The organism is Flavobacterium beibuense, from assembly GCF_004151245.1.
GTDB lineage: Bacteria > Bacteroidota > Bacteroidia > Flavobacteriales > Flavobacteriaceae > Flavobacterium > Flavobacterium beibuense_A.
In genome coordinates, this window is record NZ_JUIW01000011.1 from 1 (window position 1) to 23,756 (window position 23,756).

The window sequence follows — 23,756 nt, forward strand, 5'->3', positions numbered from 1 at the left end:
GTCAATTACCGACTGTACATCGAAATTCTCAAAACCGTCATTGTCAAAGGCACATTCCTCCAACGCCGTAAGCGCAGGGGCAATAGGTGCAGGGTTGACATGAAGGGTAATGCGTACTGCTGTCCAGCAACCCGTTACACTGCTCTGTAATCTTGCCCAGATCTCCTCACCGTTAGGGGCTACATAGATATCCGGAAGCTGTGTGGCAGGATCGCCCACTTCCGCCTCTATCTGGCTGTTATAGTAACTAACCGTTACTGATGATACGCCCGCAGCTAGCGCAGAATCATGGCTGTGAAGGTCGAAGTCGGCCTGGCCCGGTACCTCCTCACACTCATAAAAGTCCGTCGCAGCGCTATCGTATGCAGGAAGAGGGGTTACAACAAGATCAAAATCAAAGACATCATAACACGTGGTTACCGTATTCTCCAGCCTTACATAGATCGTCTGCAGGTTTGGTGTGGTATTGGTATAGGTCGTCGGGTTAGCGATCGCATTAAGCGCCTGGTCCGCATCATTAGGGGTAGCATAGTAGCTTACCGCATAATCCGGGTTACCCCCAGTGATCTCCAAATCTTTTGTGGTTAAATCAAACTCCTCAATCCCGTCTGGGGTCATGTAGTCCGTCTGGTCACATAAAACGTAGTCAGTGATGGGAGCAGGTGGAGCTGGAAGCGGATTGATTATTACATCAAAACTATCTTCATCATCACATGTATAAGGAGCTGTACCTGTTACTACATAAACATATATTGTTTGTGATGTAGAAACGATATCTCCAGGATTCATTTGAGTTCCTGTACCCTGAGTACCTGTAAAGTAAGACCCTAAGGCAAGGGCAGGAAGCGTATATCCGGTATCCACACAAGCCTCATAAGGACCTGCAGGCAATATTACTTCCGGCTGAGGGTTAACAATTAACTCCAGCTCAGTTGTATTATAAGCTTCTGCAAGAGTATTATTTTGTACTCTTATATAAATAATAGTATCAGGTCCTCCTAAATAAGCTGTAGGATCAGCAATTTCTGTTCCAGGAACCGGAACTGCCGCATCAGCATCAGCTTCATTTTCATAATACGTAATTGTATATTGTAATGGGTCTGTTAAACCTTCTACCAGCTGATCTTCATATACAGTCAGGTCAAACATTTCCTCACCATCATATGGTGAAGGCTCACATACTGCAATAGGATCCAGCTCAGGAAGCGGAACTTCACAGTCAATTATATTTAATGTAAAGCTACGTGTAATGATACAGCCGTTAAGGTAAGGAATAAGAGCTACAAATATTTCCTGACCATTAGTAGCCTCATAAGTAGAAGGAGTAAATATAGGATTACCTTCTTCAAGGTCTTCCATAGACTCGAAGTAGATTAGATCATATAAAACTGTATTTCCTTGTGTTATTGTTGCTGTATTTTGAGTAAGATCAAAAACCATAGGAGCTGTTATATCTCCACACTGAGTAAGATCTACCGGATCATTAAATTCTATATTAGGCTGGAATTCAATTCTTATTGAATCTTCAAGCTGGCAATCAGGGTTAGAAACAAAAGATGCCAATATTGTATAAACACCAGGCTCATCTACAGTAATCGTTTCTGTAGTTACAGGCTGGCCAAATTCATCCAATATAAGTTCTCCATCTTTTTCCCATTGATAGGTAAAAGAAGCTCCTTCTGTATTTTCAGCACCAAGTACATAAAAATCTTCAGGACAAAGAGCACCACCATTTGCTATAGTCAAATCTTCAGGAAGTACCGGCTGACCGATATTAAAACTACCCGCCTCAAGGAATACAGCTGAGTCTAAAGCGTTATCGTTCCTGTCTGCAATAACCAGTTTGATATGGTAAACATCTCCCGGCTCAACATCAGACTCTGCAGTCATAACAACCGTTTGGCCATTAAAGTCGATAGGAGCAACTGCATTACCAGGAGCATTACCGTTATACTGGGCAAAAAATGCTTCATTTGCAGAAGGACATCCTGCATTATACAAGTTATTCCTAATAGAAGTTACTGCTACAGGAGTAGTTGTTCCCGGAATCACCGCAAGGTTAGTAACCGGACCGCCTGTTGTTGTATTGTTAAGGAAAAAGGCAAATGCATCAGAGAAACTACACTGGAAGGTTCCGTATTCTTCGGAAGCAAACAGGAAGTCAAAACTCATATGGTCTGAAATTGGGGTAAAATCAAACTCTATAATAGTAGCATCATTATAATTAGCCACATTAAAGCCAAGACCCTGCATGTACGTTAATAACTGGCCATCACCAGCCCAGTTTCCTCCGGAAAGCGTACCATCACCAGGTGGCACGTTAGTATTAGGCCCTCCTGCCTGAAGAGCATTACCCGATTGAAGGATAAGACCCGACTGAAGATCAAAACTAGAGTTGTTACCCTCAAAGTATCCAATACCGTTAACTGTAAGTCCAAAGTTGGTTCCCGTACTCCATGTGATATTGTCTATACCAACACAGTCTACACCAATAAGTACATCCCTAACAAGTTCTTCAACTGTATATCTATTTTGTGTAACAGTAACGAAGTTAGAAGATGGCTGATCTGTATCTGTACAGCTCGTACAGGTTGGGATAGGATCGGGAGTTGCGCTGGTTACGCTTACCTGGTTTTGTAGTGGACCTACCGTTAGATGATAGTCATCCGGAATTTCTATACTCACTTCGTAAGTCATTGATTCCCCTGCTGCCAATACCGGTATGGTATTGTGCATGGTACCACTACCTGAAGCACCATTACCTATCCATGTCATTAAAACAATCTGGTAAGGTTTAGCATCGTGCACTACTACATTGTATGCATCACTAGGACCAGGGTTAGTTACCGTAATGGTATAAATAGTTTGAGTACCGGCAACATAAGTGCTCTGTCCGTTCGATTTAACCGTTACAAGGTTAGCCAACGGATTTGGAGTAGCCGTATGTATACAGTCAGGACAAGCCGGGTTTGGATCAGGAGTTGAACTTGTAACCTGAACCTGATTTACAATATTTGCAGTCTGGTTAAAGTTACTTGGCACCGGCATTACTAACTGGTAAGTTACAACCTCACCTACTGCTATCGAAGCAACATTGTCAGTAAGGTTACCTGTACCAGAAGTGCCGTTGCTTCCATACCATGTTACAGTAGTTGGGTCTATACCTGCAGGTATAACGTCAGAAACATCTACGTTTTGTGCCTCTGTAGGACCCATGTTTTCTATTGTAATTGTATATACTGCATCCATTCCTGCCGTATAAGTAGCTCCTGATGCCAAAGTTTTAGTCACTACTAAATCTGCAGAAGCAGTATCACTATCTGTATCTACACAAGCAGCACATGACGGATCAGGATCCGGAGTTGAACTTGTTACAGTAGTTTCACTTGTTAGTAAGCCCGTATATCCTACAGGAATATCAAGCGTAATTGTATAGGTTACCACATCGCCCGCAGGAAGTGAGGCGATAAGATCAGACAAAGCTGTATTAATTCCTGATGAACCGTTGTCTCCTACCCATGAGAAGTTTGTTATTCCGGCAGGAATAGCATTATCGACCTGAACGTTTGTTGCTGCAGTAGGACCATTGTTTGTTACAGTTACTGTATAAACAGAAGTGGTTCCTGCAGTATATATATTTTGGTTATTTGTATTTACCACAACTATGTCAGCTGAAGCTGATTCATAATCCGTATCGGTACAAAATTCGCATGTACCGTCAGTTTCAGGAGTTGAAGTTGTTGCCGAAGCACTAACAACAAAATTACCGGTAAACCCGGCAGGAACATCTACAGTAAGCGTATAGGTAACTGTTTGCCCTACGTTTAATGTACCTATATTATTTGTTAAGTTGGCTTGTGTTCCTGAAGAACCGTTACTTCCTGTCCATGTTACGTTAGTAACAGATGCTGGAACGGTGAAAAATGCATTAACGTTAGCCGCAGCAACAGTACCGTTATTAGAAACGGTTACCGTATAAACAGAAGGTGAGCCCGGAGTATAAACTTCCTGCCCATCAGTATTTACAATTACGATATCTGTCCCTACAGAAGGATAATCAGTATCTGTACACTGATCGCATGTAGGAGTAGGATCGTTTACACCATCATAAGTAACCGTACTTACAATAGGGTTTGTAAAACCTACAGGAACATCAAGTGTAACCGTATAAGTTACCGTTGTACCTACAGGTAATGATGCGATAACATCATTTAGTGCAACGTTAGTTCCTGAAGAACCATTATCACCTGTCCATGAGAAGTTTGTTATTCCCGCAGGAATAGGATTGTTAACTGCAACGTTTGCAGCATTTTCAGGACCATTATTAGTTACTGTTACTGTATATACAGATTGTGTACCCGGGATATAATTAGTTTGCCCGTTTGTATTAACAACCTCTATATCCGATAAAGTATCGTAAGTCACTATTGCATCTGGCAGAGGATCGGTAAATGTACCCGGTATCTGAATATTAATAGTATAACTCACCGTTTGGTTTACACCAAGCGATGCAATAGTACTGTTAACCGGTACGTTTGTACCTGATGTACCGTTACTTCCAGTCCACCAAAACCTTACAATCCCGTTTGGAATAGGAAGGAGTCCGGGGGGAATAGCATAATACGTATTTACATTTGATGCCGGAGATGGTCCGTTATTTGTTACCATAATGGTAAACGTTAGTAACTCTCCCCCCTCATATTCATTAGTGGGATTAGTACTAAAAACGACCAAATCAGACTGCGCATACGTAGTAATTGTTGTTAAAAACAAAAACGCTGTTAGTAGTAATCTAATCATATAGCAAATTTTATTAATGAGCCGTTAGTAATCAATTTAATAAACATTTAAAAAAATGTTAGAATATTAAAAAATCAAATATAATTATTCAATAAAATATTAGCAGTTAAATTTCAAAAAATCACAAAATTCATGAAAATTTCAAAAATTATTAACTCTAATATCCCGTAAAATAAATATAATCCTGCTTTACTGTAACATTCACAAAGTAATTTACCCTACCCATTAATTAATATTTTTTTAGCAATTGTTTGTACCTTTGCAACCTAAATATCTGTAAACATGGAAAAAATAAATATACAGCCAACACAAAATCCTTCAATCGTAAAGTTTGAGTTCAGCGATTTTATAGCTAAAAACGGCAACTACGAATACAAAAACATTGATGAAACTGCCAGCTCACCTCTTGCAAAGCAGCTTTTCTTCCTTCCGTTTGTAAAGACCGTATATATTTCGGGTAACTTTATAGCTGTTGAAAAGTATTCAATTGTTGAATGGGGAGATGTACAGGATGAAGTAGCTTCTCAAATTGAAGATTTTGTAAATAAAGGCGGTGAAATATTAAAAGAAGAAGCTGAAACTACAAAGAAAGTACCTTCTACAGTATATGTGGAAAGCACTCCTAACCCAGCGGTATTAAAGTTTGTCTCTAACAAGAGACTTACTAAAACACCTGCCGAGTTTAAAAACATAGACGAAACGCTTCCGTCGCCATTAGCAAAAGAACTTTTCAAGTTTCCGTTTATTAAGGAAGTATTTATAGATGAGAATTATGTATCCATCACTAAATATGCGGTAACGGAATGGGATGAGATAACCGCTGAAATCCGTTCGTTCATTAAAGTATTTATTGAAGAAGGAAAAACAGTAATAGACGAATCGTTATTACAAAAAGCACCGCAAAGCGAAAAACAGCAGGAAGCTTATTTTGATTCTCTTGACTCTACCTCACAACGCATTATTAATATACTGGAGGAATATGTAAAACCTGCAGTAGCCGGAGACGGTGGTAATATTGCTTTTGATTCGTATGATGAAAAAGAGAAACGCGTTAAGGTTATTCTTCAGGGAGCCTGTAGCGGATGCCCTTCATCAACATTTACTCTTAAAAGTGGTATTGAGAATATGCTGAAGGACATGCTTAACGATCATGACATTAAAGTAGAAGCACTAAACGCTTAATCATAAAAATCCCGGCTAAGCCGGGATTTTTTTATTTATTATCAGTAGCATCTTCCTGTTCGTTTTCCGGTTTTACTTCCTGTGCAGGTTTAGCTGTATCATCCGGATTGTCTTGAGGCTGAACGGTTCCTCCCTCTTCCCTGCCGCCTTCATCAACAACCTGATTAAGTTCTTCATTATATTGTGATTCCGGAATCTCCTCTCCCGTTTTACTGAAAATCTTTATTTTAGGATTATCCTGATTACCCGTTACTACTACCGGCACACCAATAATGCCTAACGGTGGCAAACCTAATCTTATTCGCAAATCAAGATCCCCTTTTAAACTGGTTTTTCCTGCTATTTTTGGCCTGAAGCCTGAAACCTTAAACTTAAAAGGCTCCATAGTTATGATACTATTCTTTATAGTCGACTTGATTTCTATATCCTCAAGATGCGGATCACTTAAGTCTTCCTTACCCGTTTTTGAACTTAATACATTAAACAGTTTGTATCCAGAAACCTTTACATCGCGCACCCATAATGTACCACCACCTTTTAAGGACTCGTAGACCGGAGCCATATCAGCACTCAAATCGCCTTCTATGGTATAGTCGGCAGAAATAATACCTTCAGCATTCTCTGCTGACGAAGCCAGTTCCCTAAACAACGGGATTTCCTCATAGGCTTTTTTCACATCAAAGTCTTTGGCCTTTAGATGCAGCTTAAAGTTGGCCGAGGTAAGCGACTCATCATCATAATCGGCATCAATACCTACCTTACATCCTATAACAGAAAAAGAACCGTTTTGCAATACAAGTTTACCCTTATTAATGGCAATCCTTCCTGAAAGATCGTTTAAAACAATATCAGTATACTCTATCCTCTTAGCGTTTGCATTGAGTTCTAAATCAAGATTTGGAGGCAGTGTTACTACTCCCGATTGTTTCGGACTTTGCTCCACAACTATTTTTTCCATCTCATCTTTACCAGCAACTACTTGTGAAGCCATAAATTCGTCAACATTTATTACACCTGAATTATTGGTAAAACTTCCCTTAATAGTTGTACTGGAATCAAAAAAGTAATTTACGGCATTAAAAAGATAACCGTTTAAAGAAAAATCAGACTTGCCGTAAGTGGCACTAAAAGAGTTGAACCACATCTTTTCGTTCTCAAAAGTAAACCTACCTTCGCTTATGTTAAATGCCTTAGGAAAATACTCGGTAGTTGCCGTAATGTCTCTTAATAGAAGTGTCCCTTTGTTATTGAGTTTATTATACTGACCATTTACCGCATAGCTTTGCCTGCCCTGCAAAGAAAGGTCGGCTTTGGCATAACCATGTATATCAACACCTTCTACCGCAAATACTTTATAAATCTTCGCAATATCAAGCTCACCCTTAGCCTGTATATCATACAACACATCATTAAAGTTGGAAAGCGTTGCATTTATATAGACCGGATTATCCTCAAAAACAAATGATGCCGGGGTAACGGCAATTTTTAAATCCTCAAAAGTACCTTCGTTATTCTGTACTGAGGCAATCAGTTTTATATTCTTTATAGGATTAGGGTAATACTTTGTTTTAAGCTCCCCGTTTTGCAGGCTAAAGCCTCCACTTGTTTTTGGAAAAAGACCCTTATCCTTATTAAAAACACCTCTTGCCTTGATATCTGCCTTAAGGGTACCTTTTATATCAAAAGCATTAATCCCTATAGTATTATTAAGTGTTTGAAGATTTACCGAACCCTTTACATTTGCCTTGAGATCCATATCGGGAAAGTTTTTGGAAACCACATCGGCATGAAAAAAATCTTTTGCTACTTTAAAGTCTAATTTTCTCAATTTTAAATCGAGTTTTCTAAAATCCAGCGACGGTACTAACGCACTTACATCCAAGTCAAAATCGGTAAGCGGAAACGGCGACTCCTTATAATGTATAAAACCGTCCGTCACCTTTAGATTAAAGCCTAAATCGGGCTGTTTGTTTCGGGCAGCATCATATCTGCCTTTAAAAACAAACTGAAAATCGCTTTGCCCTTTTATCTTCGTATCTTTTTTCCACTGACTATAATCGGGCGGTAAAAGTGATAAAAGCTCACTAAACTTATGTTTTTTTGAAATCGCATTAATATCTATGTCATATCCGTTTTTAAGGATGGTAAAAAAACCTGTAAACTCTAAAGGAAAATGATTTATGCGCAGCTCATTCTTCTCTAAAACAAAGGATAATGAGTTAGTATTGATTCGCGTTATAAGATCGGCATGCACCCTTTTCTTTTCCAGATAGGGAATCCCATCATAAAAGAAGTCGAGCGAATCTATGAGGGCATCGGTTCGTAAGTCAAAAACATCTTCACTTAAATCACCCTTACCTACGTAATTAAAGCCGAATGCCTCAGTAAATATCTTAGCCGACTTATCGTTATACCTGATATGGCAATTTTCAAAGTCAACGCGCTCCAACCTTAAAGAAGTATTAGAGTCAATGGTATCAGGTGTTTTTTCCTGAGAAACATATACATTATAATTGGCTTCTCCTTTTTCATTTACCATTACATCTATAAAGGCGTCTGACACATATACCTCATCAATCTTAATCTCACGGTCAAAAATGAGCCTCTTAAGGTTGACACCAAACGCCACTTCATCGGCTTTTAAAAGCGTATCATTTCTAAAAGGAGCCGACCCCTTTAAAGAGAAGTCATTTAACGATACTGTAAGTGAAGGGAAATGTGTGAAGAATGAAAATTTAGAATCGGTAAAATTCAATTCCCCGTCAAGGCTTTTGTTTGCAAAGTTCTTTACCTGTTGTGCTATGGTTCCCGGAAAAACAAGTGGAATAAGGTAAAGCAACAGCAGTACACCGGCTATAAAGCCTCCCAGCCATTTTAAACCGGTAATGAGTATTTTTTTAACAGGCACTTTCATACCTTTTCTGTTTACATCCTCTAATAAAGTTATGTAATTTACTGACACAAAGTTCTTTCCTGTTAATATTTTTCTAAAGTTTAACTTGTTATTAATATTTGTTGCCAGTTAACCCAAATTAAAATAACTTTACTTCTTTCAAGAAAAACATGTAATTCATGAATTCAAAATCACTGATTCTTTTAAGTTTAACTACTTGCCTATTTATGTCCTGCCACAGAGAAAATAAAGCAGAAGTCATAGGAGAAAACAATCCGCTTCTTGCCGTATATGAAACCCCTTATGAGGTTCCTCCGTTTAACGAAATAGAAAACCATCATTTTAAGCCTGCCGTAATGGAGGCTATACAGCTACAACAAAATGAAATAGAAGCCATTACCCTTAACAGCACCAAGCCTACTTTTGCAAATACAATTGAGGCTTTAGAAAATTCAGGTAATCTGCTAAAAAGGATTACCACCCTTTTTTACAACCTTAACTCAGCTAACACCAACGACACCTTACAGGCTATTGCCCAGGAAATAGCACCTGAACTGTCTAAGAACAATGATAACATTTACCTTAATGAAAAACTTTTCAATAAGGTAAAAACCATTTGGGATAATCAGATAGAATTAAAATTATCGGCAGAAGAAACTAAACTCCTTGAAAGCAAATACAAGGCCTTTAAAAGAAATGGTGCTGCCCTTAATAATGAAGACAAAGATCGTTTAAGAAAGATAAACGAAGAGCTGTCTGTACTTTCTTTAAAGTTTGGTGACAATGTACTTGCCGAAAACAACAACTTTGAACTGGTTGTGGAAAACAAAGCACAACTGGCAGGTTTACCGGAAGAGATTGTTACCGCTGCCGCAGAAGAGGCTGAAGCAAGAGGCAAAAAAGGCAAATGGGTATTTACATTACACAACTCAAGTGTAATGCCGTTTTTACAATATGCCAAAGACAGGGAACTGAGAAAAAAAATATGGACGGCATACCAACGAAGAGGTAATAATGGCGACAAGTTTGACAATCGCAGTAATGTGGTACAGCTTGCCAACCTTAGAATGGAAAAAGCTAAGCTTTTAGGCTATAAAAACCATGCTGCCTATATACTGGAGGAAAGAATGGCAAAAACACCTGAAAATGTATATAAACTGCTGGATGAAATATGGCAGCCTGCACTTAAAAAAGCAAAACAGGAAGAAGCCGACATAAAAAAAATGATGGTTGCCGAAGGCATTAACGATAACGTACAGCCTTATGACTGGAGGTATTATACCGAAAAGATAAGAAAACAGCGCTATGATCTGGACGAACAGGAACTAAAGCCTTACTTTAGCCTTGACAATGTACGCGAAGGTATTTTTACAGTTACTAAAAAACTATATGGCCTGCAATACAAACAGCTTAGCAATGTGCCGGTATACCATAAGGATGTTACCGCATGGGAAGTTACTGACGAGGCAGGTATGCTTATGGGAATACTTTATATGGACTTCTACCCGCGTGCTTCTAAAAAAGGAGGCGCATGGATGACATCTTACCGTAAGGAAAAAATGGAAGGCAGTAAACGCGTAGCACCAATTATCTCTATAGTATGTAATTTTTCTAAGCCTACGGGTAATAACCCTGCCCTACTTACCTTTGATGAAACACTTACATTTTTCCATGAATTTGGACATGCATTACACGGGTTATTGTCTAACGTAAAATATGAAAGCCTTTCAGGCACCAGTGTATATACCGATTTTGTTGAGCTACCATCTCAAATAATGGAGAACTGGGCTGCTGAACCGGAAGTCCTTAAAATGTATGCTAAGCATTACAAAACCGGAGAAGTAATACCGGATGAACTGATTGAAAAACTGCAAAAAGCTTCAACTTTTGACCAAGGATTTGCTACTGTAGAGTATCTGGCAGCTTCTTACCTTGACCTAGATTATCATACACTTACCGAACCACTAACACAAAATGTGGTTCCGTTTGAAGAAGCTTCCATGAAAAAACTGGGGTTACCTAACGCTATCATCCCTCGTTACAGAAGTACTTACTTTAACCATATCTTTAACGGCGGATATTCAGCAGGATATTACAGCTATATATGGTCGGGCGTACTGGACACCGATGCTTTTGAAGCCTTTAAGAGCACATCTCTATTTGACGAACAGACAGCAAGGTCTTTCCGAATCAATATACTTGAAAGAGGAGGCACTGCCGATCCAATGATACTATACAAACAGTTTAGGGGAGCTGAGCCTTCTATTGAGCCTTTGCTTAGAAAAAGAGGGCTTGACGGCAAAAAAGTAACGGTACAAAAACCACAAACAGAAGAGACATCTCTATAAAATAAAAATCCCGCCTTAGGCGGGATTTTTATTTATCATAATTCCATTAGCCGTGGTATACCCTTGAGGCCATAATTTTCCCGTCTTTTATTTCCAGTACCTCAGCAACATTCATATCCTCTTCCCCTTCTACCATCCTAAGGTATTCCATAAAAACGCGATCTACACAGGCAGTAAGTGTACGCACTTTATAATGTAGTGTAGGAAGCCTGTCAAAAGCATCCTGCCACCAGTCACGTAAAGCGGCCTTACCGGTAACCAGTCCATTGGTTTCGGGTCTCCTTATTTTCAGTTTCGGACTGAAATGCTCTGCAGCATCATCATACAGTTCCAAAAGTTTGTCCAGCTTTTTGGCATTAAAAGCCTCCAGCCATTTAATAGCTATAAATTCTACTTCTTTATTACTCATTTGTGTTATCAAAAAATCCTGAAGCAAAACTTCAGGATTGGGGTTATATATTCTTAAGGTTTATTACCTCCTGTTCTGTTAAGAACCTCCAGTTACCTCTTGGCAGGTTCTTTTTGGTTAACCCTGCAAAAGATACCCTGTCCACTTTAAGTACATCATACTTAAAGCTTTCAAAAATAGCCCTCACCACTTTTACGTTAGGCGTTCTTAGTTTTAGACCTATTTCCGTTTTTGGCTGATCATCTATATAGCTTATTTCATCTATAAACAATCTGTGTCCGTCAAGCGTAACACCTCCACTTATTTTTTCAAGGTCTTCAAACTTAAGATTTTTATCTAAAGACACCTGATAAATCTTGAACGACTTTTGGTTTGGCTGATTGAACTTACGCACCATATCGGTATCGTTAGTAAATATAAGCAAACCAGTAGTATTTCTGTCCATCCTGCCTATAGGCTGTATACTGGCTTTGGTAGCCATACGCACAAGCTCCATAACATTACGCATGTCTTTACCTTCATCTCCCGATGTAGCAAAGTTTTTAGGCTTGTTTAAAAGTATATATTCTTTTTTCTCAGGAATAATTTTAACACCGTCAAACTCAACCTTATCAGTAATCTTTACCTTGTAACCCATCTCAGTCACAACCTGTCCGTTCACTTTTACGTTTCCTGAACTGATATAAAGATCGGCATCCCTGCGTGAGCACATGCCTGAATTAGCTATATATTTATTAAGCCTAAGCTCATCTGACTGTTTAACCGTTTTAGGTTTTGGTGCAGCCGTTTTCTTTTCGTATGGTTTATTACCGTAAGGCTTTTTATCGCCCGATGCCGGTTTATCAAATGATGGTTTTTTACTATTTCCGCCGGGACGTGAAGTATTGCCGCCCGTTCTCTTCCTGTCACTACCTCCGTTACCGGATGTATTGCCTCTCCTGTTATTGTTATTCATCTGATTTATTTTTTGCAAAGATAGATTAAATAGCCGATAAAAGCTTCCTGCCGTGAACTAAAACAACAGGATCTATAAGTACTATACTAAATACCCCTGCCACAATAAGAAACTTAAGTACATTATGCAGCAGTAAATAATCTTTTTGGGTATGGGCTTTCCATAATTTAATAAGGAAATATACAATTACTATCATTCCGCCATAAAAGTAAATATCCATATAGCCTACATCATATATCTCTATTAAAAGAAATACGGGAATAACAGTTAAAAAAGTAAGCAGCATGATTATGCTTTTAGCTACTTTTTCTCCATATAAAACAGGTATAGTTTTGTAATTGGCAACCAAATCGCCTTTTATATTTTCAAGATCTTTTATAATCTCGCGGGTAAGTATAAGCAGATACAGAAATGTGGCATGCGCAAAGATTACCTGATAAAAATTCTTAAAATACATAAGTATACCGAAGAAAGGTAGTACTGCCAGCAAGGCTGCCGTTAAGTTGCCTATTATAGCATACTTTTTAAGCTTATGCGAATAGAACCATATAAGGAATATATAGCCTGCAAAGAAGAAGGCTGCCCTCCATGAAACTAAAAAAGCTATAAGGGTAGCTAGTATATTAAGGGTAAAATAAACCTTTAGTTTTGTTTGCTGACTTACAAGCCTGTCCAGCATTGATTTGTTGGGGCGGTTTATAAGATCCTTTTGGGCATCGTAAAAATTATTGATAATATATCCCGATGCTATTGAGAGCGTTGATGCCAGCACTATAAGGAAAAGGTCTAAATCCAGTATAACATCAAGGGCACGCTCTTCGGGAGCGAGTATAAATATAGCCGAAAGGTATTGTGCTAAAGCAATAACAGGAATGTTATAGCCTCGCACCACGGAAAACAAGCTGAGAATTTTCATCAGTGTCAATCTTGTTTTCCTTGATGCCATAGGTATATAAAGGTTTTTACATTAAACTTTTTTGAGGAGCAAATATTGCTTCAATACGTAAATATAAAAACGTAAAGGTTTACTTATAAATAAAATAGCAGATTTTTTTATCTTAAAACTGATAAACCACTTCTACCTTATGTCCTTGTAAAGCGTTTTTAGCCTTATCTATATCTTCGGTAAAGCCCAGGATATAACCTCCGCCTCCCGAACCGCAAAGCTTAAGATAGTAGTCGTTTGATTCAATCCCTTTTTGCCATAACTCATGGAAACCTTCCGGAATCATAGGCTTAAAGTTATTGAATACCACTTTAGAAAGTTCTTTAGTGTTATTGATAAGTGATTTTACATCCCCGTGAAGGAAGTTATCAATACATGCATCTGTATACTTAAGGAACTGGGTTTTCACCATATTACGGAAACCTTTATCCTTAAGGCTCTCCATAAATATTTGCACCATAGGTGCTGTTTCCTTAACGATACCAGAGTCCAGTAAAAACACTGCCCCCTTACCTTCAAGGTTTTGCATTGGTATACCGGTAGCCTCAATATTATCGTGAGAATTGATAAGTATAGGAAGACTCAGGTAGCTGTTAAGCGGGTCAAGCCCAGAGCTTGTTCCGTGAAAATAAGATTCCATTTTACTGAAAATCTTTTTGAGCTGCATCAGCTTTTCACGTGTTAGGTTTTCCAGAACTGTAATCTTGTTATTGGCATACTGGTCATAAATAGCCGCTACAAGCGCACCACTACTTCCTATACCATAACCCTGCGGTATACTGGAGTCAAAATACATTCCTGCCTCTACATTACGATGTAAGCTGTCAAAATCAAAAGTTACCAGTTCAGGATTTTCCTGCTGCATCTTTTCAAGATAAGCAACAAAGCCTTTTAATTTTTCATTCGATTTTTTTGCAAGCTCGGTATCGGTCTCAGTCAGCCTTAAGCCTCCGTTATAAAAGTTATACGGAATAGCTAATCCTTTGGAGCCCTTGTTAATGCCATGTTCTCCAAACAGAAGTATTTTAGAATAAAATAAAGGTCCTTTCATCAGGATATATTTTTATTAAAGGTAATTAAAAAACCGCAGATTTCCTAAATTATTGCCTTAAGCTATCTGTTGTGCACCATTACCAATTTCGTCGCAAATGTACTGACTGTTTTGACAATAGGCAACTAATTCATTCTTAATAAATTCCAAAACTTTTACTTTATCGTTTTCAGGATACAGCACATGCACATTAGCACCTGCATCCAGTGTAAAGCATACAGGAACAGCAGTTTCTCTCCTAAACTTCCATATCCTGTTAATGATTTCCAGTGTATTAGGTTTCATCAGTATAAAATAAGGCATAGATGTCATCATCATACTGTGCAACGTTAGGGCTTCACTTTCGGTAATACTGATAAAGCTTTCCAGATCGCCACTTACTAATGCTTCCTTAATCTTACTAAGATTATCATGTGCCTGTTCAAAACGCTGTTTTGCAAACGGATGACCATGCATAAGGTCATGACCTACCGTACTGGAAACCTGTTTCTCTCCCTTATCTACCAATAGGATGGTATCCTGATAGTTTTTAAAGTTATCATGTATTACATACGGAAATGTCACTCCATACAGATTTGAACTCTCCTCAAAACCCTTATGTTCGCCCCAAACCACAACATTGCCTTTTACACTTCTACAGGCACTGCCCGAACCTAAACGCGCTAAAAATGAAGCCTTCTTGTAAAAATAAGTATCATCCATAGCAGGATTAAGCAGTCTTTCCATACTCATAAAGTTCATAGCCAAAGCCGCCATGCCGGAAGCCGAAGATGCTATACCCGAACTGTGCGGAAATGTGTTCTGGGTATCAATAGTAAAATGATATTCTTTTAAGAAAGGAAGATACTCTTCCACTCTTTGCAGGAATTTTTCAATCTTAGGACGAAAATCCGGCTTGGATTTTCCTTCAAAAAGCAAGTCGAACGAAAAGCTTCCGTTGTTCTCTTTCTTCTCAAAACCAAGTTTTGTTATCGTCTTACAGTTGTTAAGGGTAAAACTAACCGAAGGGTTGGCAGGAATCTGGTTCTCTTTTTTACCCCAGTACTTTACAAGTGCAATATTACTGGGTGCGCTCCATTCAAAACTTCCGGTTTGCATAAAAGAGGTATATTGTTTAGGAATAAAATCCTTTTCAGACAGCATATCTTAAAATTTATACAAAGATAGTTTTTTATAGAAATATTACATTTTTGTTTTATTAACTTTGGTTAAAACCCCAAACCACATCAATCAATGACAAAAGCTTTCAGGATAATTGGAATGGTATTGCTTTGCCTCGCCATTGGATATTTAGGAAGTAAAATAACTGTTGAAAGTGTACAGACCTGGTATCCTACACTTGAAAAACCAAGCTTTAATCCGCCTAACTGGTTGTTTGCACCCGTATGGACCACACTCTATATCATAATGGGTATTGCTGCCGGAATTGTATGGAATAAAATTGCCATAGATGAGAAATCGGTAAAAAGGGGAATGACTTTCTTTTTTGCACAACTGGGACTTAACCTGCTGTGGTCTTATCTTTTTTTCGGACTTAAAAATCCCCTACTGGGTTTATTTGACATTATATTACTGTGGCTTTTTATATATGAAACCATGGCGCAGTTTAACAAAGTAAGTAAAACAGCTACCTACCTGTTTATACCATATATGCTCTGGGTAAGCTTTGCTACAATATTAAATGCTTCGATATGGTGGCTTAACCGATAAGCCTAAGATGTTAAAATATATTCCTGTTAGTTAAAAAAACGCAACCATCCGTTTTAATTCTCATCTTATAAAAAGATTGATTAATATAATTTGAAGATTATGAAGGTTAGATTTTTTAAAGTAATAATGGCTGCAGCCTCATTACTGCTGTTGGGATCATGTAATGTAGACGATGACTACACTTACTACTATCCAAGCAATAACATAGCATTGGGTATAATTGCCAATGCGAGTCCCGATTCTGACGGACTATTTTTTTATGCCGACCAGAATGATATAAACCAAAATCCGCTTGAATACACAAATGCTGCCGGGTATTATAACTTCTATCTGGGCGACCGCACTTTCAGCATCCAGGATTCTGACGGACACGAGCTTACCACTCTTGATAAAACACTAACTGCGGGAGACTTTTTTACCCTTTTTGCAGTAAATAACTTTGATGAAATTGAACTTGTAGCCTATGATGATATTCTGGAATATCCGGCTGTAAATCATGCGGGGATTCGTTTTATAAACCTTTCTCCTGATGCCCCGGCTATTAACATCGCTACCGAAACAGATGATCTTGCAACTGCACTTGAATTTAAACAGGCTACCGATTTTATGGAAATTCCGGCAGGAACATATAACATTACTTATACTGATAGTAACGACACTACACTATACACTGATGTAGATATGGTTTTTACAGCCGGAAAGATATATACCATATACACTAAAGGTTATGTAACACCTCCTGCTGGAAGTGAAGATACTTTCAGCACCAAAAGGATGAGAAATTACTAAACAAACAGGCATCTCAATATTAAACTACATTAAAAGCCCCTCAAGTAGGGGCTTTTTCATTTAAAAATTTTAATTATTTTTATTGCTGAGTTAGTTTAACCCAAACGATATTGTATTGTATTTGAAAAGATTAACAACCATGAAAAACCTGTTCTGGATAATATTGCTTTTTTTACCAATAGTATCATTCTCACAATCAAAGAGTAGTGCTGCTTTCTTCAATTTTTTAGTTATGTACAAGGGAGCACCACCTTCCGGTGTAAAGATATATTCTTACCCCGGCACCCTTAAAGGATATGTTTTATATGATTGTAAGCGAATAGATGCTGATTTTACTCTAAAGAACAACTTCATTAAATTTCAAAAGGATAGTATTTATGTAGGTGACAAAAAAATGAGTTATCTTGAATTAAAGGATGAAGAGAATACATTTAAATTTGAAAGAATCAGCAGCCATAGTGGGCTTAGCCGCGTGGTTACTGATACTCTTGATTTCAGGATTTATGAGAATTTCAATTTGTCTCAGGAGATTAATAAAAGGAAAATCTTTTTTAAATATAAAGACGAATATTATGTAGTCAGGAAATCCATTTTCAGGCGTATTGATACCAGCATACTAAAAACATTAGATGAAATTGACTTTGAAGACCCGGCTTTAAAACAACTTGCAATAGCAAGACTACAACTACAATAATTATAAAAAGCCCCTCAATGAGGGGCTTTTTCACATAAAAAAGATATATAAACGCAGATTAATTTTTTAAAATCACTATCCAGTCCCAGTCAGCCGGATCACCTATGCCTACGCTTGGTGTATATAAAAATAGGTTGACTTTTGCCTGCGGATTAATTACCCTGTATTGTTTTACAAGGCTAAGATTGTCTACAGCGTCCCAAATACCCTCATAATCTATTACTTCAGGATACTCAAAAAACTCTCCATAAGGAACCAATGCAAACTGCGATGACGAAGGCATTTCAACACTGTTTTGTGTTAAGTCAAATTCCTGCGGAGTATCCATAGATTCAGGATAGGTTATTTCTCCTAACCCCATCCATATAATATCTCCTGCAAAAATGGGCATGTTTACCTCATCATAATTTAAGGTAATATCGCCAAAATCTCCCGGCGGATGATAGACCGTTGAAATAGTGAAGTTACTATTATCAGGAAAAGTAAGTTCCTTACCTCCTTCAAATACATTAGTTAAAAGGTCTACTTTTAATAATAATACTTTATTCCCTTCAGGCGACCCATTAACAGGATCTGTATCCGTATCGGAACAAGACATCAGCAAAGCTGCAAAAACTAATAGTAAAAATGATTTTTTCATAGCCTATAATTAATTGGTTTTTAATTAGATGCTACAAATAAATAATGGTTGCGTTAAATTACTGGAAATCCTCTAAAACAGATTGTGCCACAATATAGCCTCCTGTCCATGCATTTTGAAAGTTAAATCCTCCTGTTATTGCATCTATGTTAAGTATCTCTCCAGCAAAATAAAGATCTTTTTGCATCTTGCTTTCCATAGTCTTAAAGTTAACATCCTTAAGTTCTATTCCGCCAGCTGTTACAAACTCTTCTTTAAAGGTACTCTTACCGTTTACCTTAAATTCTGCATTAACCAATTGGCCTACCAGTGCCAATAGCTGTGTTTTAGAAACATCGGCCCAACGTGCTTCCTGAGAAACTCCGGCTGCATTAACCAGGCTTTGCCATAAACGGTTAGGAAAATCGAACGGACAGTATTTTGCTACTGTTTTTTTAGGCTGATCCTGTTTTAAATCTCTAAGGATTTCCTCACACTCATCATAGCCAACATCATTAAGCCAGTTAACCTGTAAGGTAAACTGATAGTTTTTATCAAACAGTTCACGGGCACCCCAAGCTGACACCCTTAATATACCCGGACCACTCATACCCCAGTGGGTAATAAGCAACGGGCCGGTAGCATTTAACTTAGTTCCTTTTACCTTAACCGATGCCAATGCCGACAACCCCATAAGGTCTTTTATACGCGGATCTTTTATATTAAAAGTAAACAACGACGGAACAGGTGGCACTATAGTATGACCTGACTCCTGCATTATATCCCACATTTTAGGATTGCTGCCGGTTGTCATTACCAGTTTGGCAGCCAGAAAAGTATCTTTTTGGGTATCTATTTTCCAGTAGTCTTCTGCCCTGTATATAGTTTGAATACTTTCTCCTGTAAGCACCTGGATTCCCTGTTTTTTAGTCGCTTCCATAAAGCAGTCTATAATGGTTTGGGAACTGTCGGTAACGGGAAACATTCTTCCGTCTTCTTCTATCTTAAGTTCTACCCCATGTTTTTCAAACCACTCAATAGTATCTCCCGAGCAAAAACGGTTAAAAGGCCCTTTAAGTTCCCTTTCCCCTCTCGGGTAAAACTTAACAAGGTCATTAGGAATAAAACAGGCGTGGGTAACGTTACACCTCCCGCCTCCGGAAATACGCACTTTACTCAGTACTTCTTTCCCTCTTTCCAGTATCGCTATTTTAAGCTTAGGGTTAGCTTCTGCTATATTAATAGCTGTAAAAAATCCGGCAGCACCCCCACCGGCAATAATTACATCAAAACTCTTACTCATAAACGTTCAGGGTAGTCGGACATAATTCCGTCTACATTATACGATTTCATTCGTTCTATATCTTCGGGTTCATTTACTGTCCAGGTATACACCTTATAGCCTGCCTGTTGTGCTTTTTTCACATTGCTTTCGGTAAGCAGGGAAAAATGTGGATGTATGGCTTTTGCCGAAAACTCCTGCGCCCACTCCCATGCCTGGGTAACACTGGCCTGAGAAAGCACTCCTAAATGAATGTTAGGGTTACTGTCATGCATTATCATTAGCTCTTCTCTTTGAAAACTGGACACTATAAAGTCATTATAGGAAAAGCCTTTTTCCACTATATATTTTTCCATAAGCTCTGAAACAGGAGCGGCGGTATGACGGCCTTTCAACTCAATATTCAGAAAACATTTTTTACCTGCCAGTTCCAGCACTTCTTCCAGTGTAGGGATTTTATGTCCTCCTTCCACTTTCAGTTCTTTCAGTTCCGCCAGGGTCATTTTGTTCACTTCTCCTGTTCCGTTTGTAGTCCTGTCTACCGTAAAATCGTGTATTACCACCAGTTCGCCCGTACTGCAAACATGTACATCAAGCTCTAAGCCATCCACACCCATATCAAGTGCATTTTGAAAAGAAGCCAGTGTATTTTCAGGCACATGGGCTTTTGCTCCCCTGTGGCCTATTTTAAGGATTTGTGCCATACCTGAATATTTTTGTAAAGATACTTCTAAATATACAAAAAGCACAGGCAAAATTGCCTGTGCTCCTAACAACTATCTATGAGAAAAAATTATTTCGTTAGTACCCAATACTCCCAGGGACCAAATTTTTGTTCCTGACCCGGAGCCAGCTGCACTTTCTCTCCCGTAATATAATTGGTAAAATTACCTTCTACAGGAAGTGTAAAGCTCTGCGGTTCCTTAGTAAGATTACCTACAAAAACTACTTTTTCACCATCTTTTTCCCTTGCGAAAGCAAGAATATTTTTATCCCTTGAGGTTGCAATCCTATTATAAGCAGCAGGCTGTTTACCTCCGTTTAATGCTTCATTACTGTTTTTAAGCTCACCTAACTTTTCATAGACCTTAAACATTTTACCTTTTGTATGGGTAATCTCGTCCTTTTCAAAAAATTTAAGACGACGGTTAAAATCATATTCCTGACCCGTGTAAATAAGCGGCATCCCCGGCATCGTATAGGTTAATGCAGCAAAAAGTTCAGCAGCATCACCCATTCTTTCATATTCAGTACCGTTCCATGAATTTTCATCATGATTGGAAGTAAAGTTCATCCATATATCTTCCTTTTTATACTCCTTAGCCTGCTTTTCCATAAGGACATCCCAGTCGGCAACAGTCTTTTTGCCCTGGGCAATATCATTCATTAAGTGGTGTGCTTCCCAACCGTAACCCATATCAAAAATACCATTGAAAAGGTATGGCTTGTTAGATTCCATAAGCATAAATACAGGCTTAACCTCGTTTAGCTTAGGCACCGTAAATTGCCAAAACTCGGTAGGTACGTTATCTGCCACATCACAACGGAACCCGTCAACATTTTGTTCTTTTACCCAGTACAGCATCTCATTTTTCATCGGCTCATACAGCGCTTTGCTTGTATAATCCAAATGGGCTACATCTGTCCAACCCCAGCTTTCTCCCGTTTCCGGATTAAGCGGATCGGTCACCTCTCCTTTTGCGTTTTTATGATAGTACTCAGGGTGCTCGGTAATCCATTTATGATCCCAACCCGTATGGTTAGCTACCCAGTCCAGTATTACATACATCCCGTTGTTATGAGCTGTGTTTACCAAATTCTGAAAATCCTGCAGCGTCCCTAAATCAGGATTTATGGCAGTATAATCGGAAATGGCATAATAGCTTCCTAAATACTTTTCACGCTCAGCAGGGTCTTTTATATCCTCTACCATACGCCCGTCTGTAGTTTTCCTGTTTTTCATGGAAATAGGATAAATAGGCATAAGCCAAATTACCTTTACCCCAAGCTTTTTAAGTTCAGGAATATCTTTAGTAAATGCATTAAAAGTCCCTTCCGGAGAGTAGTTACGAATATTAGCCTCATAAATAACGCTATTCTCCATCATGGCATCACTTACCGGAGCAAGTGCTGCAGATTCTGCTTTAGCCTCTTCCTGTTTGCTCCCTTCTTTACAGCTTATAAAAGCCGCAAGGAAAATCCCTAAAAGAATTGTTTTCTTCATATCGTTTATTTTAGTTCCAGTACCATAACCGATTTTGGCTCCATGCTAATTTCGTTAGCAAGATTTACCTTTTTACCAGTTAGTACATCGGTTCCTGTTGTATAGTTTTTAATATTTTCTACAAAACGTTTAGTCCCAAAAGCCCTGGACTCATTACTGTTATTCATAACTACCATTACGCTTTCCTTAGTATTATGCCTAAAGTATACATATACGTTATTGTCAGGCAGGTAGTGTGTGGTTTTACCATTATGGATAACATCCTTGTTTTTTCTCCAGTTTAGAAGTTTAGAAGTAAAATCGAAAAATTGTTGCTGCTGCTCAGTACGTCCTGACTTTGCAAAGGCATTATTGCTATCGCCATTCCATCCGCCCGGGAAATCTCTGCGGATATCAGCATCACCTTTACCTTTATCTCCTGCCATACCTATTTCACTACCGTAGTAAATTTGCGGAATACCGCGTACGGTAGCAATAAGTGTAAGTGCCATTTTGTACTTATTGATATCTCCTTTATAGATCTCATTAAAACGACCCGTATCATGGTTTTCCATAAAAACCATGATGTTGTTGATATCAGGATATAAAAAGTCATTCGTGAAATTATCATATACCCTTTGCATACCCGCATCCCAGCCGGATTGGTCTTCGTTAAATACTCCGCCTATAGCATCGTGCAGGGTAAAGTCCATTACACTTGGCAGGTAAGAGTTATAGCTTTGTATAGCCGCAATCTTACTGTCTTTTTGCCAATAGGCCATTTGAGCCTGATCGTGCATCCATACCTCCCCTACAATATTAAAATTAGGATACTCATCGGTAATGGCTTTTGTCCATTTTGCAATGCCTTCCTTATCGTTGTAAGAATAAGTATCTACACGGAAACCATCCAAATCGGCATACTCAATCCACCAGATGGCATTTTGGGTAAGATAGTTAAGCACTAAAGGATTTGACTGATCTAAATCGGGCATTGAAGGCACAAACCAACCGTCCATACACTGTCTTGCATCGGTTTGAGAGGCATTAGGATCAAACTGGGTTGTCATCCTGTAATTGGACTGTGAATACCCCGGAAACTGATGAATCCAGTTGTAAGCCGGCAAATCCTTATACATCCAGTGTTCAGCCCCCCAGTGATTGGTAACATAATCCATGATAAGCTTCATATCACGCTTTTTCAGTTCTGCCGAAAGGCGCACATAATCTTCATTGGTACCATACCTTGCATCTATTTTATACACATCACTTTGCCCGTAACCATGATAGGAATAACCTTTATCGTTATCCTCACAAAGTGGTGTGCTCCATACCGCTGTAGCACCCAGCTCGTCAAGATAATCAAGGTTCTTAATTATTCCCTCTATATCTCCGCCATGACGGCCACCCGGCTGGCTCCTGTCCCCTTTCTCATTTAGGGCTTTACTGGTATCGTTATCAGGATTCCCGTTTGCAAAACGATCGGGCATTAACAGGTAAATCACATCCGAAGAATCAAAACTATCCCTTTGCGACGAGCCTTCCCTTCTGTTTTTAAGTGTGTATTTCTGGCTGAAAGCTGTTTTGTTCTTACTGTTCTTAAAGTCAAAAACAAGTTCTCCGGCAGGAACACCTTTAGTGTCAACAGTCACAAAAACATAGTTTGGATTTTCGGTCTTTATCACATTGTTAATAACCACCCCGTTACACACAGGCTGATATTGCGCTATATTCTTTCCGTAAAACATAATCTGCAGTTCCGGATTATGCATACCACTCCACCAAAAAGGTGGCTCTACCCTGTCTGCCTGAGCAAAGACAAAAGTGCAGCTAAAGACTAATAGGTAAAATATTTTTTTCATGTATTTAGTTTGA

The 23,756-nt window shown here is 38.6% G+C and carries 17 protein-coding genes; 5 read left to right on the top strand and 12 right to left on the bottom strand.

All coding sequences use genetic code 11. From position 1 onward, the window contains the following. The coding region (locus tag NU09_RS14755) for a choice-of-anchor L domain-containing protein (protein WP_129752076.1) at nucleotides 1-4,800 on the bottom strand (4,800 nt) is incomplete at its 3' end. A gap of 282 nt (nucleotides 4,801-5,082) precedes the next feature. Here NU09_RS14755 and NU09_RS14760 point away from each other — a divergent pair. Next, nucleotides 5,083-5,982: a NifU family protein gene (locus NU09_RS14760; RefSeq protein WP_129752077.1), complete on the top strand. Its 900-nt coding sequence runs from the start codon at nucleotides 5,083-5,085 to the stop codon at nucleotides 5,980-5,982. A gap of 31 nt (nucleotides 5,983-6,013) precedes the next feature. Here the strand turns inward: NU09_RS14760 and NU09_RS14765 are convergent, their stop codons facing one another. Further along, nucleotides 6,014-8,896, bottom strand: coding sequence for an AsmA family protein (locus NU09_RS14765; RefSeq protein ID WP_129752078.1), 2,883 nt, complete (start codon nucleotides 8,894-8,896; stop codon nucleotides 6,014-6,016). A 206-nt stretch (nucleotides 8,897-9,102) separates the two neighbouring features. Between NU09_RS14765 and NU09_RS14770 the strand changes: the two genes are divergently transcribed. Next, nucleotides 9,103-11,223, top strand: a complete 2,121-nt coding sequence (locus NU09_RS14770) for a M3 family metallopeptidase (protein ID WP_242501887.1) — start codon at nucleotides 9,103-9,105, stop codon at nucleotides 11,221-11,223. 46 nt (nucleotides 11,224-11,269) lie between these two features. Here the strand turns inward: NU09_RS14770 and NU09_RS14775 are convergent, their stop codons facing one another. The 5 genes from NU09_RS14775 to NU09_RS14795 form a co-directional block, all read right to left on the bottom strand. Next, nucleotides 11,270-11,632 (bottom strand): nuclear transport factor 2 family protein, encoded by a 363-nt coding sequence (locus NU09_RS14775; protein WP_129752080.1) that lies wholly within the window; start codon nucleotides 11,630-11,632, stop codon nucleotides 11,270-11,272. Between the two features lie 43 nt (nucleotides 11,633-11,675). Next, a complete protein-coding gene (locus tag NU09_RS14780) occupies nucleotides 11,676-12,587 on the bottom strand; it encodes a pseudouridine synthase (RefSeq protein WP_129752081.1) in 912 nt (303 codons plus the stop codon). 25 nt (nucleotides 12,588-12,612) lie between these two features. Continuing rightward, nucleotides 12,613-13,533, bottom strand: a complete 921-nt coding sequence (locus tag NU09_RS14785; RefSeq protein WP_129752082.1) for a geranylgeranylglycerol-phosphate geranylgeranyltransferase — start codon at nucleotides 13,531-13,533, stop codon at nucleotides 12,613-12,615. A 112-nt stretch (nucleotides 13,534-13,645) separates the two neighbouring features. Continuing rightward, complete coding sequence (locus NU09_RS14790; protein WP_129752083.1) at nucleotides 13,646-14,584, bottom strand: mevalonate kinase; 939 nt, start codon at nucleotides 14,582-14,584, stop codon at nucleotides 13,646-13,648. A 57-nt stretch (nucleotides 14,585-14,641) separates the two neighbouring features. Next, on the bottom strand, nucleotides 14,642-15,727 hold the full coding sequence (locus NU09_RS14795; protein ID WP_129752084.1) for a diphosphomevalonate/mevalonate 3,5-bisphosphate decarboxylase family protein: 1,086 nt from the start codon (nucleotides 15,725-15,727) through the stop codon (nucleotides 14,642-14,644). Nucleotides 15,728-15,817: 90 nt separating this feature from the next. Here NU09_RS14795 and NU09_RS14800 point away from each other — a divergent pair, with 90 nt between their 5' ends. From NU09_RS14800 to NU09_RS14810, 3 genes are all read left to right on the top strand, one after another. Further along, on the top strand, nucleotides 15,818-16,294 hold the full coding sequence (locus NU09_RS14800; RefSeq protein WP_129752085.1) for a TspO/MBR family protein: 477 nt from the start codon (nucleotides 15,818-15,820) through the stop codon (nucleotides 16,292-16,294). 99 nt (nucleotides 16,295-16,393) lie between these two features. After that, on the top strand, nucleotides 16,394-17,083 hold the full coding sequence (locus NU09_RS14805; RefSeq protein WP_129752086.1) for a DUF4397 domain-containing protein: 690 nt from the start codon (nucleotides 16,394-16,396) through the stop codon (nucleotides 17,081-17,083). 121 nt (nucleotides 17,084-17,204) lie between these two features. Then, nucleotides 17,205-17,777, top strand: coding sequence for a hypothetical protein (locus NU09_RS14810; RefSeq protein WP_129752087.1), 573 nt, complete (start codon nucleotides 17,205-17,207; stop codon nucleotides 17,775-17,777). Nucleotides 17,778-17,835: 58 nt separating this feature from the next. Here the strand turns inward: NU09_RS14810 and NU09_RS14815 are convergent, their stop codons facing one another. From NU09_RS14815 to NU09_RS14835, 5 genes are all read right to left on the bottom strand, one after another. After that, complete coding sequence (locus NU09_RS14815) at nucleotides 17,836-18,417, bottom strand: hypothetical protein (RefSeq protein ID WP_129752088.1); 582 nt, start codon at nucleotides 18,415-18,417, stop codon at nucleotides 17,836-17,838. A 58-nt stretch (nucleotides 18,418-18,475) separates the two neighbouring features. Then, nucleotides 18,476-19,699, bottom strand: coding sequence for an NAD(P)/FAD-dependent oxidoreductase (locus tag NU09_RS14820; protein WP_129752089.1), 1,224 nt, complete (start codon nucleotides 19,697-19,699; stop codon nucleotides 18,476-18,478). Further along, complete coding sequence (locus tag NU09_RS14825; protein WP_129752090.1) at nucleotides 19,696-20,382, bottom strand: glycerophosphodiester phosphodiesterase; 687 nt, start codon at nucleotides 20,380-20,382, stop codon at nucleotides 19,696-19,698. The genes NU09_RS14820 and NU09_RS14825 overlap by 4 nt, the downstream gene beginning before the upstream one ends. 89 nt (nucleotides 20,383-20,471) lie before the next feature. Further along, complete coding sequence (locus NU09_RS14830; RefSeq protein WP_129752091.1) at nucleotides 20,472-21,902, bottom strand: alpha-amylase family glycosyl hydrolase; 1,431 nt, start codon at nucleotides 21,900-21,902, stop codon at nucleotides 20,472-20,474. Between the two features lie 5 nt (nucleotides 21,903-21,907). Continuing rightward, a complete protein-coding gene (locus NU09_RS14835; RefSeq protein ID WP_129752092.1) occupies nucleotides 21,908-23,743 on the bottom strand; it encodes a glycoside hydrolase family 13 protein in 1,836 nt (611 codons plus the stop codon). Nucleotides 23,744-23,756: the final 13 nt, after the last annotated feature.

Excerpts from the sequence above, each read along its gene's own strand:
- NU09_RS14760 (WP_129752077.1), top strand. The coding sequence starts at position 5,083 with ATGGAAAAAATAAATATACAGCCAACACAAAATCCTTCAATCGTAAAG.
- NU09_RS14765 (WP_129752078.1), bottom strand. The coding sequence starts at position 8,896 with ATGAAAGTGCCTGTTAAAAAAATACTCATTACCGGTTTAAAATGGCTG.
- NU09_RS14770 (WP_242501887.1), top strand. The coding sequence starts at position 9,103 with ATGTCCTGCCACAGAGAAAATAAAGCAGAAGTCATAGGAGAAAACAAT.
- NU09_RS14775 (WP_129752080.1), bottom strand. The coding sequence starts at position 11,632 with ATGAGTAATAAAGAAGTAGAATTTATAGCTATTAAATGGCTGGAGGCT.
- NU09_RS14780 (WP_129752081.1), bottom strand. The coding sequence starts at position 12,587 with ATGAATAACAATAACAGGAGAGGCAATACATCCGGTAACGGAGGTAGT.
- NU09_RS14785 (WP_129752082.1), bottom strand. The coding sequence starts at position 13,533 with ATGGCATCAAGGAAAACAAGATTGACACTGATGAAAATTCTCAGCTTG.
- NU09_RS14790 (WP_129752083.1), bottom strand. The coding sequence starts at position 14,584 with ATGAAAGGACCTTTATTTTATTCTAAAATACTTCTGTTTGGAGAACAT.
- NU09_RS14795 (WP_129752084.1), bottom strand. The coding sequence starts at position 15,727 with ATGCTGTCTGAAAAGGATTTTATTCCTAAACAATATACCTCTTTTATG.
- NU09_RS14800 (WP_129752085.1), top strand. The coding sequence starts at position 15,818 with ATGACAAAAGCTTTCAGGATAATTGGAATGGTATTGCTTTGCCTCGCC.
- NU09_RS14805 (WP_129752086.1), top strand. The coding sequence starts at position 16,394 with ATGAAGGTTAGATTTTTTAAAGTAATAATGGCTGCAGCCTCATTACTG.
- NU09_RS14815 (WP_129752088.1), bottom strand. The coding sequence starts at position 18,417 with ATGAAAAAATCATTTTTACTATTAGTTTTTGCAGCTTTGCTGATGTCT.
- NU09_RS14820 (WP_129752089.1), bottom strand. The coding sequence starts at position 19,699 with ATGAGTAAGAGTTTTGATGTAATTATTGCCGGTGGGGGTGCTGCCGGA.
- NU09_RS14825 (WP_129752090.1), bottom strand. The coding sequence starts at position 20,382 with ATGGCACAAATCCTTAAAATAGGCCACAGGGGAGCAAAAGCCCATGTG.
- NU09_RS14830 (WP_129752091.1), bottom strand. The coding sequence starts at position 21,902 with ATGAAGAAAACAATTCTTTTAGGGATTTTCCTTGCGGCTTTTATAAGC.
- NU09_RS14835 (WP_129752092.1), bottom strand. The coding sequence starts at position 23,743 with ATGAAAAAAATATTTTACCTATTAGTCTTTAGCTGCACTTTTGTCTTT.